Source organism: Agaribacter flavus (assembly GCF_042646125.1).
Classification (GTDB): Bacteria; Pseudomonadota; Gammaproteobacteria; order Enterobacterales; family Alteromonadaceae; genus Glaciecola; species Glaciecola flavus.
The window spans coordinates 60,414-76,433 of record NZ_JBHRSW010000006.1 but is presented as its reverse complement, the minus strand read 5'-3'; the positions used below and the strand labels follow the sequence as shown (position 1 = coordinate 76,433).

General features: G+C 42.7%; 13 protein-coding genes. 2 read left to right on the top strand and 11 right to left on the bottom strand.

The features are described 5' to 3' along the window. Positions 1-6: 6 nt before the first annotated feature. Together ACFOHL_RS04605 and ACFOHL_RS04600 are read right to left on the bottom strand one after the other, a co-directional pair. Entirely contained in the window at positions 7-414 is a 408-nt protein-coding gene (locus ACFOHL_RS04605; RefSeq protein WP_376919029.1) for a DUF3019 domain-containing protein, read from the bottom strand. Continuing rightward, positions 404-1,249 (bottom strand): MipA/OmpV family protein, encoded by an 846-nt coding sequence (locus tag ACFOHL_RS04600; RefSeq protein WP_376919028.1) that lies wholly within the window; start codon positions 1,247-1,249, stop codon positions 404-406. Before ACFOHL_RS04600 ends, ACFOHL_RS04605 begins: the two co-directional genes overlap by 11 nt. Before the next feature lie 313 nt (positions 1,250-1,562). On the opposite strand from ACFOHL_RS04600, the gene ACFOHL_RS04595 reads away from it, so the two are divergent. After that, positions 1,563-3,644: a TonB-dependent receptor plug domain-containing protein gene (locus tag ACFOHL_RS04595; protein WP_376919027.1), complete on the top strand. Its 2,082-nt coding sequence runs from the start codon at positions 1,563-1,565 to the stop codon at positions 3,642-3,644. A gap of 74 nt (positions 3,645-3,718) precedes the next feature. Continuing rightward, positions 3,719-4,381: a methyltransferase domain-containing protein gene (locus tag ACFOHL_RS04590; protein WP_376919026.1), complete on the top strand. Its 663-nt coding sequence runs from the start codon at positions 3,719-3,721 to the stop codon at positions 4,379-4,381. Between the two features lie 101 nt (positions 4,382-4,482). On the opposite strand, the gene ACFOHL_RS04585 is transcribed toward ACFOHL_RS04590, so the two are convergent. From ACFOHL_RS04585 to ACFOHL_RS04545, 9 genes are all read right to left on the bottom strand, one after another. Further along, a complete protein-coding gene (locus tag ACFOHL_RS04585; protein ID WP_376919025.1) occupies positions 4,483-5,691 on the bottom strand; it encodes an alginate export family protein in 1,209 nt (402 codons plus the stop codon). A 101-nt stretch (positions 5,692-5,792) separates the two neighbouring features. Continuing rightward, positions 5,793-6,650: an ABC transporter ATP-binding protein gene (locus ACFOHL_RS04580; protein WP_376919024.1), complete on the bottom strand. Its 858-nt coding sequence runs from the start codon at positions 6,648-6,650 to the stop codon at positions 5,793-5,795. Between the two features lie 27 nt (positions 6,651-6,677). After that, a complete protein-coding gene (locus tag ACFOHL_RS04575; RefSeq protein ID WP_376919243.1) occupies positions 6,678-7,604 on the bottom strand; it encodes an ABC transporter permease in 927 nt (308 codons plus the stop codon). Between the two features lie 101 nt (positions 7,605-7,705). After that, entirely contained in the window at positions 7,706-9,109 is a 1,404-nt protein-coding gene (locus ACFOHL_RS04570) for a CmpA/NrtA family ABC transporter substrate-binding protein (protein WP_376919023.1), read from the bottom strand. Between the two features lie 286 nt (positions 9,110-9,395). After that, positions 9,396-10,439: a CmpA/NrtA family ABC transporter substrate-binding protein gene (locus tag ACFOHL_RS04565; RefSeq protein WP_376919022.1), complete on the bottom strand. Its 1,044-nt coding sequence runs from the start codon at positions 10,437-10,439 to the stop codon at positions 9,396-9,398. Between the two features lie 3 nt (positions 10,440-10,442). After that, entirely contained in the window at positions 10,443-11,048 is a 606-nt protein-coding gene (locus ACFOHL_RS04560; protein WP_376919021.1) for an ANTAR domain-containing response regulator, read from the bottom strand. A 310-nt stretch (positions 11,049-11,358) separates the two neighbouring features. Continuing rightward, positions 11,359-12,357: a glycosyl transferase family protein gene (locus ACFOHL_RS04555; protein ID WP_376919020.1), complete on the bottom strand. Its 999-nt coding sequence runs from the start codon at positions 12,355-12,357 to the stop codon at positions 11,359-11,361. After that, positions 12,354-13,250 carry a uroporphyrinogen-III C-methyltransferase gene (cobA, locus tag ACFOHL_RS04550; protein WP_376919019.1) on the bottom strand — a complete coding sequence of 299 codons (897 nt, stop codon included), beginning with the start codon at positions 13,248-13,250 and terminating at the stop codon, positions 12,354-12,356. Before cobA ends, ACFOHL_RS04555 begins: the two co-directional genes overlap by 4 nt. Further along, positions 13,250-16,018, bottom strand: a complete 2,769-nt coding sequence (locus ACFOHL_RS04545) for a nitrate reductase (RefSeq protein WP_376919018.1) — start codon at positions 16,016-16,018, stop codon at positions 13,250-13,252. Before ACFOHL_RS04545 ends, cobA begins: the two co-directional genes overlap by 1 nt. Positions 16,019-16,020 lie beyond the last annotated feature (2 nt).

Below are 16,020 nucleotides of genomic sequence, written 5' to 3'. Positions count from 1 at the left end.
ACTTTTTTAAAACAACCGCCAACGGCGTTTTCTTGGCCTAGACTCATACAACCAACTGACCTGAAACGTCGTTGATGCAAGTACTTCTTGATTGTTTTTGCGTACTAATTGGAAATCCACACTGTGCTCAAGCGCTAAGTCTATCGTTATAGTGCCATTTTTACGCGCGAACCAACAGCCAAATTGCTTTTCTTCGGCAAGCGAATTGATCTGTATGAGGCAATATTCGTCTGCGGTTTCGGTATGCCATGAAATACTTACCTCTGTGTAGCATGCCCGCCCTTCATTTAAGGCAACGCATTTATTGGGTTTTATCTCAAGCCCATGTGCCGATAATGTTAAATCGCTATTGTCGGCATTTGAGGCAGCACTAACCAATAGCAATAGAATGAAACTGAAATATTTAAAATACATAGCTCACACTTAGCACATAGCGCAATACATTTCTTCTAGTCGTTAACGGACTATCGAAAATGCTTTTTGAGTAATGACTGAGTGTAAGACCAGTGGTTAATAGCCAGCTTTCGCTAATTGGGTATCGTCCACTGATTTCTAGTTCTCCTCTGTAGCCAGCGTTTGGTGAATAATAAGGCCGGTTTTCGCTGATTTCATGTGTTTCAACACCAAAGTAGTACTGGTTCATATTGGCTGAAAAAACGGTTGCACCTGCACCCAGTTGCACGTCCCAGTTTCTTAGATGGTAGGTCGATGCGTAAAAACCGTCGAGCACCCAGCCATGGTGCACACCATCAAGTATATCTATACCAAAACTCAGCCAATACACGTCTTCATTTAAATAAGCTGTGTATCGAAGTCCTTGCAGGAGGAATTCGTCTCTTGAGTCAATGCCTTTGAGTTCTTCAATACTTTTATCGAAAATAAGGCCAGCACTCCTCTCGTTGAATCCTTTGATGTAAGAGCGAGCGAGTAAGTCGATTTCATAGTCTTCGGCAGAGACAAGTTCGTAGCCGATGTCAGTCGGCAATAAGTGATAGTTGAGTCGATGGCGATTGGACTCAATGAAAAAACCTTTGTAATAAAGATCGAGAATGACCGTTGCGCCCAAATAATTTGACGCGTCTTTCTGTTCAGCACCAATAATGTTTGATGGATCAGAAATGAGCGCAGCAGCGATTTCAACATTCCATTGCAATCCGTCATCAGTATCTGAAGAGGCTGCGGCGAACCCTGACATCATCATCAGGCAAAGCAAGCCTCCAATTTTATTTTGTATTGAAAAGATACGCATTCTCTCCAGAATAGATAAGGGAATTATCCTTTGCGACCAATCGCCTACTAGAATCATAATTTGTTTTTCATCCATGAAAAACAAATTATGATTCTAGTAGGCGATTGGTCGCAAAGGATAATCCCCGTTCTGCCTTAGTAAATCGAAATTGTATATTAACAATATACTGTGATGGCTTACATATGTGTTATCCGCAAAAGTGTTTAAACTTTGTAAGAAAACTTATGTTCCATCAACACTTTTACAACAGACAGTTGTTTTGCATTCCGTAAAATTCTTCCCAGAAAACACACTTTTATAATGGGAATCAATCATGCGTTACACTGCTATCACAGCTGCTCTATGTGCTTGTTTTTCATCTCATGCAGTTAGTCAATCTCATGCTACAACGCTTTTAACTAGCTCACAAAAAAAAAAGCTGAAAACGGAACAAACACCTAGCAGTATAGAAAAAATACACGTGAGGGGAAGCCGAAATAGTCCCAGTACTGAGCCAACAGAAGAAACGCAACGGCTACTGGCCACAGCGGGTATAGATAACGATCCGTTGGCCGCAATTTTTAGTCTTCCCGGCGTCGTTTATGGAGGTGGTGACTACGGAGGAGAACCTGCAATCAGAGGCTCTTCACCTGATGACAATGCTTTTTTTGTCGACGATAGTCCTGTCGAGTACATATTTCATCTATTTGGTGACAGTATATTCAACAAAAATCTTGTGCGTTCTTTCGATTTGTACTCTGCTGCATATGGTGCTGCTTATTCCGATGCAACCGGAGGGGTATTTGATGTGAAATTGAGAGACCCTCGGCATCAAAATATAAAGACAACTTTAGACGCCAGTTTTTTAAAAGTCGGTGTTTTTACTGAAGGCTCGGTAACGAACAATCAGGCATTTTATTTTTCGTATCGTCATAGCTTGTTGCAGCTATTTTTTCCTGAGGGGGATGAAGATGAAGGAGTCAAGGTATTTGAAGCACCAATAAGCGATGATTATCAAGGAAAATACCAATGGTTAATCGGCGATAGTCATAAAATAACATTTTCCCTCGGCGGCGCTAGCGACAAGTTAGGCCTGAGCTTTTCAGAACAGTCAGAAGAGGGGCGCACTGATCCTGATATTGTTGGCGATGCTTTTGGAAAAACTGCCTTTGATAGCCAAAGTATCCGATGGGATTTTTTCCCCAATCGTCAGTATCAGTTTTCTTCACTCGTATCTCATGTCTCAGAAACGCAAAACGAATACTTTGGGGACAATCAATTTATTGATGTGGACGAAAATACATGGTTATTCCGTACTTATTTGAAAACAAATAGGTTTAAACGGCATGGTCTAAAAGCGGGGCTTGACATAGAAAAGCGCAAGGTCGACTACAGCATTAATTTGATACCTTACTTTTGTACTGAACAGACAAACAATTGCGTTGATCAAAAGGGCGACAGAATTCAAGATAGAGACACCTTAGACATTGCCATTATGTCAGGATATATAGAGGATACTTGGACTTTACACCCAGATTGGCAATTAACGAGTAGCCTACGAGCAGAAAAAGAAAACTACTCAGATTCACGTTATATTATGCCTCGCGTGAGGCTGAATTGGATGCCTCGGAATGATCTGCGCTTTCACTTCCGAGCCGGCAAGTATAGTCAATTGCAGGAAGCTGAATATACTGTTCGACTTTTAGGTAATCCAGATTTGAAGCCGATTGAATCTTCTCAGTTAGCCGTTGGCACAAACTGGTCTATTGACGATTTATGGTCCCTATCAGCAGAGGCTTATTTTAAAGATATCATTCATTACCCTAGGGCTATTGAGCTAGATAAAGATATTGCGCAACGGAGGTATACGAATGATGTATCTGGCGAAGCAAAAGGGCTGGAGCTTTTGTTAGAAAAGGCGAAAGGCAATCAAGACTGGCATACTTGGTTGTCTGTCAGTTGGTCAACAAGTGACAGAACCGATGAAATAACGAGAGTGACAAATCGCTATCAGCTCGACACACCAGTAGTAATAAATTGGGTTTACAATATCGATTTATCAGATTCTTGGTCATTGGGGTTACGTTATACCTTTAGAAGCGGGGCGAGATACTCTCCAATTATTGCGATTAAGCAAAACCCTGATTTTCCCGATAATTTTTTGCCTGTTTACGGAGAATTAAATTCTCGACAACTACCTAATTACAGTCGTCTGGATTTGCAAGCTGATTACGTCACCCGTTATTACGGTTACGATGCCACATGGACCTTTGCCTTAATAAATGCGCTTGCCAGCGACAATATATCTGGTTACTACTACGAAGCAAAGGAAGGAGATACCTTGTCAAATTACACCATTGGTGCCGAAGAGGGGATAGGCGTATTTCCCTCTTTCGGCTTTTCAATCAGTTTCTAGGGTCAGCAGACCTTGGTAGATTGTCTTTTATTGGATGGCAGTCAATAATACCCAAAAAAATTGAGTATTATTGATTGTCACAATTGAAACAACAGAGTCATTGCCCCTTGTGTTTGGGTGAAAATACAGATTTTTATCATGCGGATAAGCGTCGAGAGTATTATCAGTGTGAAAACTGCCAATTGGTCTTTGTGCCCCCGCAATACCATTTATCAAAAGAAGATGAAAAAGCGGAATACGACAAACATGAAAATGCACTGAACGATGAGGGATATTTACGGTTTTTGTATCGTAGTATCCACCCTTTAATAAAGCATGTAAAAGCCTTGTCGGAGGACACTGTTTGCGGCCTAGATTTTGGTTGTGGCCCCGCTCCCGCACTCGCCTGTGAAATGAAACGTTTGGGCTACCCAATGGATATCTATGACCCTTATTATTTTTCTGACAGCGCATGCTTGGCAAATGAATACGACTTTGTTACTTGTACTGAAGTGGTTGAGCACTTTGCTTCGCCTAAATTAGGGTTTGAGCAAATCTTTTCTCTGCTAACTGAGGCGGGAATTGCCGTTGTGATGACCAAGTTATTGATTGATAAAGACCGATTTACTACTTGGCACTACAAGAATGATCCTACCCACATTGCTTTTTACTGCAAAGCTACGTTTCGTTTCATCGCTAAAAAGTACGGGCGTTCGGTAGTATTTGAAGACACTGATGTGATGGTATTCAAAAAGTAAAATGTGGGAAACTTAAGCAAAAAAAAGCGGTGCATAAGCACCGCTAGAAAGTAAATACTAAGCTTTAAGTTGCCGCAGAGAACACGGTTTGCGACAAAAGATTAGAATTTAGTATTGAACCATATCCACAACTTGTCTGTGTCTACTGCGCGATCATCAGCAGAATAGCTCGCGTATTTAATCGCAGCGCTGTAGTTTTTACCGATTTTTGCAGAGTATTGGAGGTTGATTTCAGAACCAAGGTCATCCATTGTTTCTGACGATACGTCTGCAGAATAAGAGTGGTAAACGGCCAAGAATTTTCCTGGGCCTAATTTGCCGCCTAAACTAACGTAGGTATCTTTTAGACCGGCAGCGCCTGTGCCTAAGAAAATATCAGCCCAACCATTGAACTTATGCAATGTAGCAAGAGGAGTAGCAAAGCCATACTGTCCGTCATCAGAACCCAGTACTTCATAACCAAGTTTTGCCGTCACGCCGCTAAAGCCCACACCACCTGATAGGTGAAGGTAATCAGCATCAAAATCGCCATTTGATTGAGTAGCATATTCTGCTTCATACAAATAGCTTACATTGTCTGCTTTTTGTTGCCCGCTAAAACGCACACCATAAGTCTCTGCGTCAAAAATGGTCGCACCCGTTGCTTGGTTTTCATGATCGTATAAGTACGCATAACCGGCTACTGTTCCTAGGCTGGTTTTGTAGCTAGCTCTGATCAAGTGATTATTGGCGTCAAAGTCGGCTGCTTCTGCAAAAATTCGATTTATTTGAGTCAGATAGCTGTAATCGAAACTAAACGCGTCATCAGCATAAACGTAGCGCACACCATCAAATGTTTGACGGTCATTTCTCCAGCCAACGTGACCGATGTGTCTGTGCCCATCGTGAGTGATAACTTGGCGTCCTACTTTAAAAGTTGATTTACCGCCTTTGTACTGAACGAATGCCTGATCAAGTTCTGTGTGCTCAGGATCGGCAATAACTGAGTATTCGGCGCCATTGTATCCAGTGAATGGCACACTGTAGTCACCTTGACCCAATACAATTCGGTTGTCTTCTGCTTCTACATGCGCAGAAAAACCTTTGAAGCTACCGGTTTTGAAACCAAAACGAGAACGAAGGGTGAGTGCGCTGGCATCTCTTCGTGCATTGTCTTGTTCGACAGTTTCGTAGCGTAAGTCAAAGCTACCGAATGCTTTACTGCTAGCGAGTGCATCGTATACTGTTTCGTTAGCTTGCGCTGATTGAAGACCGCCCAGAAGAGCAGTTGTTACACATGCCGCTAATACGCGTTTTGAAAAAGTGTTCATAATAGTCCTCAGTGAGTGTTAGTCGCCCGTCACCACTCGTGAGAGTGGCTAAGGGCGGTGTGTTTCAATGTTAAGTGTAGTATTTCTTGTTATATTTGCGATCAAGCAGCTGAAGAGGCTTTTTTATCTTCGGAACTGTCTTCACGCTTTTTTTGATGATCCGCTACATTTTCCACTTTTCGCTGTTTTTCGTACAAGAAGCTCAGTACTTCATGACGACAGTGGTTATATGCAGGGTCATCTGCCAAGGTAATGCGATTTCTTGGTCTGGGTAGATCAACGTCAAGGATTTCACCAATGGTTGCGGAAGGACCGTTGGTCATCATGACAATGCGATCAGACAGCAGAACTGCCTCGTCTACATCGTGTGTGATCATGATGACGGTATTTCCTAACTCTTTGTGTATGTCCATCAGCGAGTCTTGTAAGTGCGCGCGTGTCAATGCATCCAATGCACCAAACGGTTCATCCATGAGCAGTACTTTTGGTTCCATCGCTAGGGCTCTTGCAATGCCTACGCGCTGTTTCATCCCACCCGATATTTCAGAGGGTAATTTGTCCTTAGCGTGCGTCATGTGAACAAGCTCAAGATTGTGTTCTACCCATTCGCGCATTTCAGCTTTAGTGCGTCCTTGACGCGTTTGCTTCACTGCCAGTTCTACGTTTTTGTATACGCTCAACCAAGGCAACAATGAATGGTTTTGGAACACAACTGCACGCTCTGGACCAGGCTCATTTACTTCTGTGTTATCGAGAATGACACCCCCATCTGTTGCTTTATATAAACCTGCAACAACATTGAGAACGGTTGACTTTCCGCAACCAGAGTGACCGATAAGGGAAATAAACTCGCCTTTTTTGATTTTTAAGTTTACGTCAGTTAGTGCAACAAATTCGCCTTTTGGTGTTGGAAACTTCATACCAACTTGCGTAAGTTCTAAATGATTATCAATATCCATAATTTTTCCTTAAGCAGTGTGTTAGTACTAGCGTAATTCTACGCTCTTATCCCAACTGACTTTTTGTTGAAGAAGAAGCATTAAACGGTCTAAAAGAAACCCAATAATACCAATCGTGATGACTGCAACCATGATACGTGCCAATGAGTTTGAACTACCGTTTTGGAACTCATCCCACACGAATTTTCCAAGGCCTGGGTTTTGTGCAAGCATCTCTGCTGCGATCAAAACCATCCAACCGATACCCAGTGATAGTCTTAAGCCAGTAAATATCATTGGTATCGATGAGGGCAGCACAATAGTAATGACGTGAGCCAAAGGTTTTAATCGAAGGACTTTAGATACATTGATCAGATCCTTGTCAATACTTGATACCCCAACAGCGGTGTTGATCAATGTGGGCCACAAGCAACAGAGAGCAACAGTAAACGCAGAGGTAACGAAAGATTTTGAAAACATCGGGTCAGAGCTGACATAAACAGCACTCACGACCATCGTGACGAGTGGTAACCAAGCCAGCGGAGACACTGGCTTGAATATTTGAATGATAGGATTCAACGCAGCATATACAGATTTGCTAAGTCCACAAGCTATACCAAGTGGAACAGCAATGATTGACGCAAGCACAAATCCGACTGACACAGTGTACAAACTTGTCCAAATTTGAGCAAAGAATGTAGGTGCACCTGTATAGGCGCGAATTCTTGGCTCATAGTTTGGGTCTTGCGCCATTCTTTGAGCATTGCGCTCTTCCTGACGTTTGTAAAAAGCGTCGGCTTTTTCAGATTCTGCTTTATGCTCCTGCCAGAGGGCGCTTGCTTGCTCAGCTACTTGCGCAGGGCCAGGGAACTGGCCTAGCGAAGTATTGATGTTCTTAGCGACTAAGCTCCATAGCATTACGAAGAAGGCTAACCCGAGTATGGGGAGAACAAAACTCATTGCTACTTTATTCATTTTTTCTCCAGAGAGTTTGCTTTTAACGTTGCTAAAAAGTGAGCTTACGTTGTGTGTGTTAGTTGAATCTATCATTTGATGACTCCTATTGCTGTCATCGATTAAAGTTTAGTGTCGCCTTTCAAACCAATCGCAAACTGTTCTAGATAAGCGTTTGGTTTAGAGCCATCGAAGGTGATGTTGTCGATGAACTCTGTTTGTGGTGGTTTGAACCCACTTTCGCTAGCAAAATCAGGGAAGTCAGCTGCTTTTGCTTTTCCTTCTTTGATTAGCGCTTTAGCAGCAACGGCATATATGTCAGGACGATACACACGCTTAGCTGTTTCCATATACCAATCATCTGATTTGTTATCCGCGATTTGTCCCCAACGACGCATTTGCGTTAAGTACCAAATAGCATCACTGTAGTACGGGTAGGTAGCGTTGTAACGGAAGAATACGTTGAAGTCAGGAATTTCGCGCTTATCGCCTTTCTCAAACTCAAAGGTACCTGTCATACTGTTAGCGATAACTTCCTCGTTAGCACCAACATATTGGCTTTTTGCTAGGATTTTTACTGCTTCAGGACGATTCGCATTGTTATTCTCATCCAACCACATTGCCGCGCGGATCATCGCTTTTACAACACGTATGTGCGTATTTGGATTTTTTTCAGCCCACTCGTTGCTCACGCCAAATACTTTTTCTGGGTTGTTTTTCCAGATCTGATAGTCGGTGATAACAGGTACACCAATACCTTTAAATACAGCTTGTTGGTTCCAAGGTTCACCTACACAGTAACCATAAATGGTGCCTGCTTCCATGGTGGCTGGCATTTGTGGCGGAGGCGTAACTGACAATAATGCATCTGCGTCAATCTGGCCACTTGTGTCACCTTTGTGCGGTGCATAGTAACCAGGGTGGATACCGCCAGCGGCTAACCAGTAACGAAGCTCATAGTTATGCGTAGAAACAGGAAATACCATCCCCATGTTAAACGGCTTGCCTTGAGACTTATATTTCTCTACGACAGGTTTAAGGGCATCGGCTTTAATTGGGTGCACAGGCTTGCCATTTTCATGAGGAATATTCTTCTTCATTTCAGCCCACACGTCATTGGATACCGTAATACCGTTACCATTTAAATCCATACTGAACGCAGTGATGATGTGGGCTTGTGTACCAAAGCCAATCGTAGCACCAAGTGGTTGACCTGCAAGCATGTGGGCACCATCTAGTTGACCATCAATTACGCGGTCTAATAATACTTTCCAGTTGGCTTGTGCTTCCAAGGTGACATAAAGACCTTCGTCTTCGAAGTATCCTTTTTCGTAGGCAACGGCGAGTGGCGCCATATCCGTTAGCTTAATGAAACCGAACTTTAATTCTTCTTTTTCTGGCCAGCCCAATTCTTCTGCATTTGCTGACACTGAGAGAGAAAGTGCCGCTGTACATGAGATAAGTAGTGTAGATACTTTCGAGCTAACTGATACTAAGCTACTCGAAAGTCGTTTATGCAATTTCATTTTTCAATCCTCTATAGCCAAAAAAAAAGCCCAGCAAGACATCTCACGATATCTTGATGGGCTACAATGCCGTGGCCGTAAAAGCTTCTTTGCAAATACAACCTAAATTTTAGTTATTAGATTTACACAGGGGGGTGTAAACTCATTGAACGTAAAGCATTCTGCGTGCCAGTATTTATATATCAATTAAAACAACAACTTAGTATATTCACCAAGATGATGCACCTTATATGCAATCATGATAATGGTGCAACACGCACAACAAAGGTGATTATTTAACCTTTTATTAACCTTTCATTGAAGGCTTAAAAATTTCAAATAAATGAGATTGAGGTACTTCATTATGAATTTGTTTTGCAAATAGCATGTGCTTTTGTAAGGCTTCGAAGTCTTCAATGTTGGTGTCGATTACGTTATCGTTTTCACTGGAACCAAACACGTTGTATAAGGGTAATTCTCTTGGCGTGGTATTGGTTTTGGTTAGGCAGCTTCCAATTAGAGAAGGCGCTACCACTTCTAAAGGCGTATCTAGATATTTGGTTTTTGATAAAATGAGTGCGGCTTCAAAGCGATTGGGTAAAATACTGAGCCACTCGCAGCTAGCTGTGATCGCATCGATAAGACGCTTGAAAAGCGCTGGTTCTTCTTCATATCGTGTCTTGAGTATGCCAAGTACCTTTTCTGGTGCATTGCCCCATATATCAAAGGAGGTGGTCACCGTGACGCCGACTCCTGCTCTAACCGCTTTCGCATTCCAAGGGCTGCCAACACAAAAGCCGTCGATGTCATTATTTAGCATTGCATCGACGATATCGGCGGGTGTAATGACATGTACTTCTACTTCGTCAAGCGCAATACCGCCTTGTCGCAACCAATCTAGCAGCTGATAGTAGTGGCAGCTATATGGAAAAACATGAGCAAATTGCAGTTTTGCACTGCCTTGAGACTTTCTTTTTTGGATGAGTGGTACTAACAATTCAGATGACATCGGAAAAACTAGATCTTTGAGATTGTTAGCTTTTTTAACTTCTTCAATTAGCTGATTGGATAAAGTGATGGCGTTGCCGTTTTGGCTCATGATCAGCGGGGCTACGACCGCCGTTGGTTGACAGCCTAATCCTAGTGAACTAGCTATTGGCATAGGTGCTAACATATGTGCCGCATCTAGCAGGCCAACATGTAATTTATCTCGCAGTGTTGCCCAAGAATTTTGCTTGCGAAGTTGCACTTCTAAACCAGCTTGCTCAAAAAAACCTAATTCTTTCGCGATGATCAAGGGGGCAGCATCGTTGAGTGGCATATAGCCGATGTTTAAATCGGGACTAGACATTATTTATCCTATCTTCATATTTTGCATGACAGCAATGAGGGTTTTGGCGACTTCTTCTAGTTTTTGGCCGGCATCCATAGCCATTTTACGCATCCGCTTGTAGGCCTCTTGCTCACTCAAGCCGCTTTGTTCCATTAATAAGCGCTTTGCTTGATCAATGGTTTTACGCGCTTCCAATGCTTGCTTAGTGTCATCCAATTCTTGTCGTAACTGTTGAAATGCATCAAAACGCGCGACAGCAGCATCTAAAATCGCACGTACTCTGGCGGGATCAGTATCCCCTGCAACGTAGGCGCTCACCCCTGATTTGACTGATAGATTAATGGTCTCAGTATCTTCTTTCTCAGAAAACATTACGACTGGTTTTGGATTGAACGCTGAGATTGTATGCAAACTTTCGAGCATGTCCCGACTTGGAGATTCAATATCTATAACAATCATATCAGGTTGAAATTCGTCAACCAATTTTAGCAAGCCGAATTTAGGGCTAGTAATGTGTTTGATACAGTAGCGAGAATTGTCTAATGCAGATTGGATAGACTCTGCGCGCTCTTTGTTGTCGTCTATCAGTAAGATAGAAAGTTCAAATTTTGTTGAATTCGAATCCATGTAGTCAAAAAACACCGATGTTAGAAACTTAAGAAGTCACATGCTGAGTCTGAAAGCGATTATTTATGGCGTGAGGGACACCCAAGTAAAGTAAAATGTATTTTTCACGGAAGAAAAATACAAGCGTACATGGATGTACTCGCAGCGGTTTTACTTTACTTGGGTGTCCCTCACGCCATAAATAATCGCTTTCAATAAATACTGCTTAAAAAGAAAGCAAATTTCTTACCAATGGATGACTTGCGCGTATTTCGGTAAATTATCGCGTTAATCGTTTAAATGATCAAACGCTTTGCGCCTGAAATGCCCTTTAGTTGTGCAAGGGCCAAACTTTACTTCGCTTTGACCATAGCGCGTCTGCTAGAGTTTTGGCCTCTTTAAAATTTAGTTCGTCCAGAGCGACAAGCATTATTGCTAAGGTACCTGTGACTGCTGCATGCGCATATTCTGAGTTTAGTGCCCCGCCTGCGTTATCCTCACACCAGAAGTGTTTGAGCTGTTGTACATCCATCAGTTTGGGTTTGATTGTCCATTGTTCGAGTAAAGCAGGACAGTCTATTGATGTTGATTGTTGCCCTTTAGTAGAAATTAATGCAAATGGGCGTTCGGGGTTGCACTCATTTTCGCCACCCTCTCCACGAAAGACGGCAATGCGTGGGTCATTCAGTAGTGTGGCAACGCGACTATGCCTTATATCCAAGCCTTTGTGATACACTCCTTGTAAACTAACGGGAGCTTGTAAAGGATTTATCATACGAGCTAGGGTATTCGCGCAGGAGCGCAAACCCAAAAAAGCGCGCATTTGTATGAGTTTGTCTAAATTAGGGTTTAAGGTGTGTAAATTAGCGTATGAAAACCCAAGCGTATTTAGTTGTTCGTCTATTTGCTGAGTGTGGCTTGCGACTTTATAACCAAATTGACTGAGTACATCTTCAATATACAGTCTTTTAGAGTCTGGCTCTTGGGTGCCGTGCAAAAATATCTTTCTACCGTTTTGCGCTAAAACAAATACAGCGAGCAATAACCAAGGTATGTGTCTTCTTTTGCCTGCATAAACCGGAAGATCAAGATCAATGGAGGTGGCAAGGTGTTGCAAGCTAGGATTGTGTTTTCTGCAGGCTTTGATAAAGCCTGCTATTTCTTCTACCGATTCTTCTCTGTACCTAAGTAACATCAAAAATGCACTGGTTTGTGCTTCGCTGGCTTCGCCTGACAGTATATGGTTCATAGCCGTTTCGGCTTCTTCTAAACTCAAATATTGTCCGGCGCCTTTTCCTCGGCCAATTTTTTTGATGTAGTCTTTGATCATAGATATAAGTCATGGTTCTCCATTAATGCTTGCTCGACATTATGCCTTCTTTGGCAAGTCCGTCCTAGCACAATTAAACCTGGTCCCGTGATATTTTTACCTGCCACTTTTTCTGCCAAAGACGACACGGTAGATACAATCAGCTTTTGTTCTTTTTGACTTGCTTTTTCGCAAAGGAGCATCGGCATATCAGGTGCAATTCCGGCTTCCAACAAGCGCTCGGAAATCAGGGAAAGGCGTTGTACACCCATATAAAACACGGTAGTTTGTGTTTCAGCGTGGGCAGCAATATGTTGCCAATTTGGCTCATCTGCTTCGTTTTGAAAACGCGCCGTAATGTATTGTACCGACTGCGCATAATCGCGATCCGTTAGCATAATACCCGTATAAGCAGACATTCCGGAGGCCGCGGTAATACCGGGCACGATAGCAAAGGGAATGTTTTTCTCAGCAAGTTTGATGCATTCTTCTGCGCTGCGGGCGAAAAGCCCAGGATCACCACCCTTTACTCTAACAACCGATTTGCCCTCTAGAGCATGAGCGACCATCAATTCTGAGATGTTTTTTTGACGCATACTGTGTTGTCCAGCTCGTTTTCCAACGTATTGGCACAATGCGGTTTTTTGCGCTAGCTTTAAAATTTCGTCATTGACCAAGGCGTCATAGAGAATAACATCGGCGTTTTGTATCAAGCGTGCGGCTTTCAGAGTTAATAATTCAGGGTCGCCTGGTCCGGCGCCTACTATAAAGACTTTTCCTTTCGGTATGCTTTGCCCTTTATCGCTTTCAAGCCCTTTGCTATTTTTAAGCAAAGGCGTAAGTTTTGAAAGTAGACCATCAAGACCACTGAAGAATTGAGAAAACTTTACGCGAGCAGGGGAGAAGGCTTTCATCAAACGACATCCTCGGAGTCATGCACTTCGGTCACGACAGAAATAGGAATATTCCCACTATGTGTTTTGACGAGCTCTGCTAGCTCTGATTTACAGGAGCCGCAGTTTGTCCCGCATTTTAACTTATCGCCGAGTGAGGAAACACTAGCAAATCCCGACTTTATTGCGTTTACAATGGTTTTTTCTCGCACATTAAAACAGCTACATACTTGCCGACCTAGTGTGAAAGATTCATCCGGTATACCTCGTAATAGGGAAGGTAAGTCAATTTCTTCTATATTTTTATATATCTGTTGAGCTAACCAATCTTGTGCTAAGTTTATTGGTTTATCACTCATGACAATCACCGCTTTTATGACCTCATCTTTACTGACAACAATGATACTTAAGCTATTCACTATGCGAGAGTATATCTGGCATCCTAAGTGACTAAACTCAGTGACGATTTTGTTGAAAATACTACTGGCGGTCGACTCTTTTTGGGTAAGCGCTGCGGTGAAACACTCTACGTCATCACGGACAGACTTTTGCCAGTGATCAAACAATTGTTTGAGCTCAAGTACGTCTATCTTGGATTGGAAAACCTGCACATATTGCACAACAGGCGATTTCTCAATTTTAATGGCTGCGTGCTTGAGTTCGGGCTGACCTGACAAAGGATCTCTGGCGTCGGTAAATAGACGTGCTATTGACGCTGAAGAAGCGAAGGTTTGATTCCAATGTATAGGCGCAAAACATGTGCCCAGACGTAGTTTTTCATCTATCTTGACGGGCAGACATACTTGTTCCGCTTGGCTCATAGCCGAACTAATGTGTACCCATTCGCCCTCGCTAACGCTCAATTTGGCCGCGTCTTCTGCTCTCATATAAATAGACGATTCGCTAATATGTTGTGCGAGCTTTCCTGTTTTACCTGTGCGAGTCATTGTGTGCCACTGGTCGCGTAGCCTGCCGGTATTCAACACAAAGGGATAGTCATCAGAAGTGCATTGCTCAGGTATTCTAGGATCTATCGGGATGAAATTAGCTCGGCGATTTTCGGTGTAAAACTTACCGTCTGAAAACACGCGTTTACTATCTGGGAGACTGTTTTGTGTTGCACCGACTTCAGGTAGTGGCCAGCGGTAAGGCTTCATGTTGTTGTATGTGTTCAGTGATATATTTTTGTGTGCTGAAATATTAAAATAACGCTCGTCATCGTTTTCGTAGCCAGACAAAGCGGCATGTTCAGCATAAATTTGCGAAGGGTGTGTGTAATTAAAGCCTTCTTTGAAGCCCATAGCCTGAGCAAATTCACTAATAATTTGCCAATCGTGTTTAGCTTCACCAGGTGGGATGAGTAGGCCACGCTGCCTCGATACTCGGCGTTCTGAGTTAGTCACAGTGCCGTCTTTTTCTGACCATGCAGTCGCCGGTAATTTAACATGAGCATAAGCTAAGGTGTCATTCTCAGATACGACATCAGACACTACAACTAACTCAGCTTTTTTCAATGCACGCTCAATCTTATTGCGATTTGGCATACTGACCAGAGGATTGGTTGCCATGATCCAAACAGCTTTAACTTTGCCATTTTCTAAGCTATCAAACAGATCGACGGCTTTTAGTCCTCCTTGCTCTGCAATGGTTGGTGACTGCCAGAATTCTTTAACCCGTGCTTTGTGTGTTGGGTTTTCTATATCCATGTGTGCAGCCAGCATATTTGCTAAGCCACCTACTTCTCTACCTCCCATTGCATTGGGTTGACCGGTAATAGAAAAAGGACCACATCCTTCTTTTCCTATTTTTCCAGACGCTAAATGACAGTTGATAATGCTGTTTGCCTTATCCACGCCAGAGTTCGATTGATTGATTCCCATACTGTAAAAGCTAATGGCTTTCGGTGAACTAACAAACAATTCGTAAAATTGTTTTACAGTCTTGGCGTCGATGTCACAATGAGATGCTACTTCCTCAATACTCAACGAAGCACTTGATAATGCCGCATCAAAGCCATTCGTGTGAGACTCCACAAAGGCACGGTCAAAGGCATGACTTTTTGAAATATAGTTCAACAAACCATTAAACAAATAAGCATCTGAACCTGGTTTGATGCCTAAATGCAGGTCAGCGAGCGAAGATGTGGCATTAGCTCTGGGATCAACATGCACAATACGCATTTCTGGATTTAGCTTTTTGGCTTTTTCCATACGCTGAAACAAAATGGGGTGTGTCCAAGCAGCGTTAGAGCCTATGAGTACCAGTAAATCCGTGTTTTCAAGATCTTGGTAATCGCAGGGAACAATATCTTCACCAAATGCTCGCTTATAAGCACTGACTGCCGACGACATGCATAAACGCGAATTGGTATCTACATTTGCCGTACCTAAATACCCTTTAGCCAGTTTATTAACTGCATAATAATCTTCGGTAAGTAGTTGCCCCGATACGTAAAAAGCTACGGCATCAGAACCGTATTCATTGATGATAGCAGTAAATTTGTCAGCAATGTGTTGATAAGCATCCGGCCAACTAACGCGTTCACCCTCGATCATTGGATGAAGTAATCGGTTTGACAGGTCATTTGTGTCTAACAAATTACTGCCTTTTACACACAGCTGTCCAAAATTAGCTGGGTGTTGCCTATTTCCCTCAAGGTGAGACAGTGATTGTTGACCACTCTCTGTTTCACTCACCGTAACTTCTACACCACAGCCCACACCACAATACGGACAAGTGGTGTGGGAGGTTTTTTCTGAGGAGAGGGTATTGCTTACACTTGCATTCATTA

Excerpts from the sequence above, each read along its gene's own strand:
- cobA (WP_376919019.1), bottom strand. The coding sequence starts at position 13,250 with ATGAAAGCCTTCTCCCCTGCTCGCGTAAAGTTTTCTCAATTCTTCAGT.
- ACFOHL_RS04570 (WP_376919023.1), bottom strand. The coding sequence starts at position 9,109 with ATGAAATTGCATAAACGACTTTCGAGTAGCTTAGTATCAGTTAGCTCG.
- ACFOHL_RS04565 (WP_376919022.1), bottom strand. The coding sequence starts at position 10,439 with ATGTCTAGTCCCGATTTAAACATCGGCTATATGCCACTCAACGATGCT.
- ACFOHL_RS04595 (WP_376919027.1), top strand. The coding sequence starts at position 1,563 with ATGCGTTACACTGCTATCACAGCTGCTCTATGTGCTTGTTTTTCATCT.
- ACFOHL_RS04580 (WP_376919024.1), bottom strand. The coding sequence starts at position 6,650 with ATGGATATTGATAATCATTTAGAACTTACGCAAGTTGGTATGAAGTTT.
- ACFOHL_RS04545 (WP_376919018.1), bottom strand. The coding sequence starts at position 16,018 with ATGAATGCAAGTGTAAGCAATACCCTCTCCTCAGAAAAAACCTCCCAC.
- ACFOHL_RS04600 (WP_376919028.1), bottom strand. The coding sequence starts at position 1,249 with ATGCGTATCTTTTCAATACAAAATAAAATTGGAGGCTTGCTTTGCCTG.
- ACFOHL_RS04560 (WP_376919021.1), bottom strand. The coding sequence starts at position 11,048 with ATGGATTCGAATTCAACAAAATTTGAACTTTCTATCTTACTGATAGAC.
- ACFOHL_RS04575 (WP_376919243.1), bottom strand. The coding sequence starts at position 7,604 with ATGAATAAAGTAGCAATGAGTTTTGTTCTCCCCATACTCGGGTTAGCC.
- ACFOHL_RS04605 (WP_376919029.1), bottom strand. The coding sequence starts at position 414 with ATGTATTTTAAATATTTCAGTTTCATTCTATTGCTATTGGTTAGTGCT.
- ACFOHL_RS04555 (WP_376919020.1), bottom strand. The coding sequence starts at position 12,357 with ATGATCAAAGACTACATCAAAAAAATTGGCCGAGGAAAAGGCGCCGGA.
- ACFOHL_RS04585 (WP_376919025.1), bottom strand. The coding sequence starts at position 5,691 with ATGAACACTTTTTCAAAACGCGTATTAGCGGCATGTGTAACAACTGCT.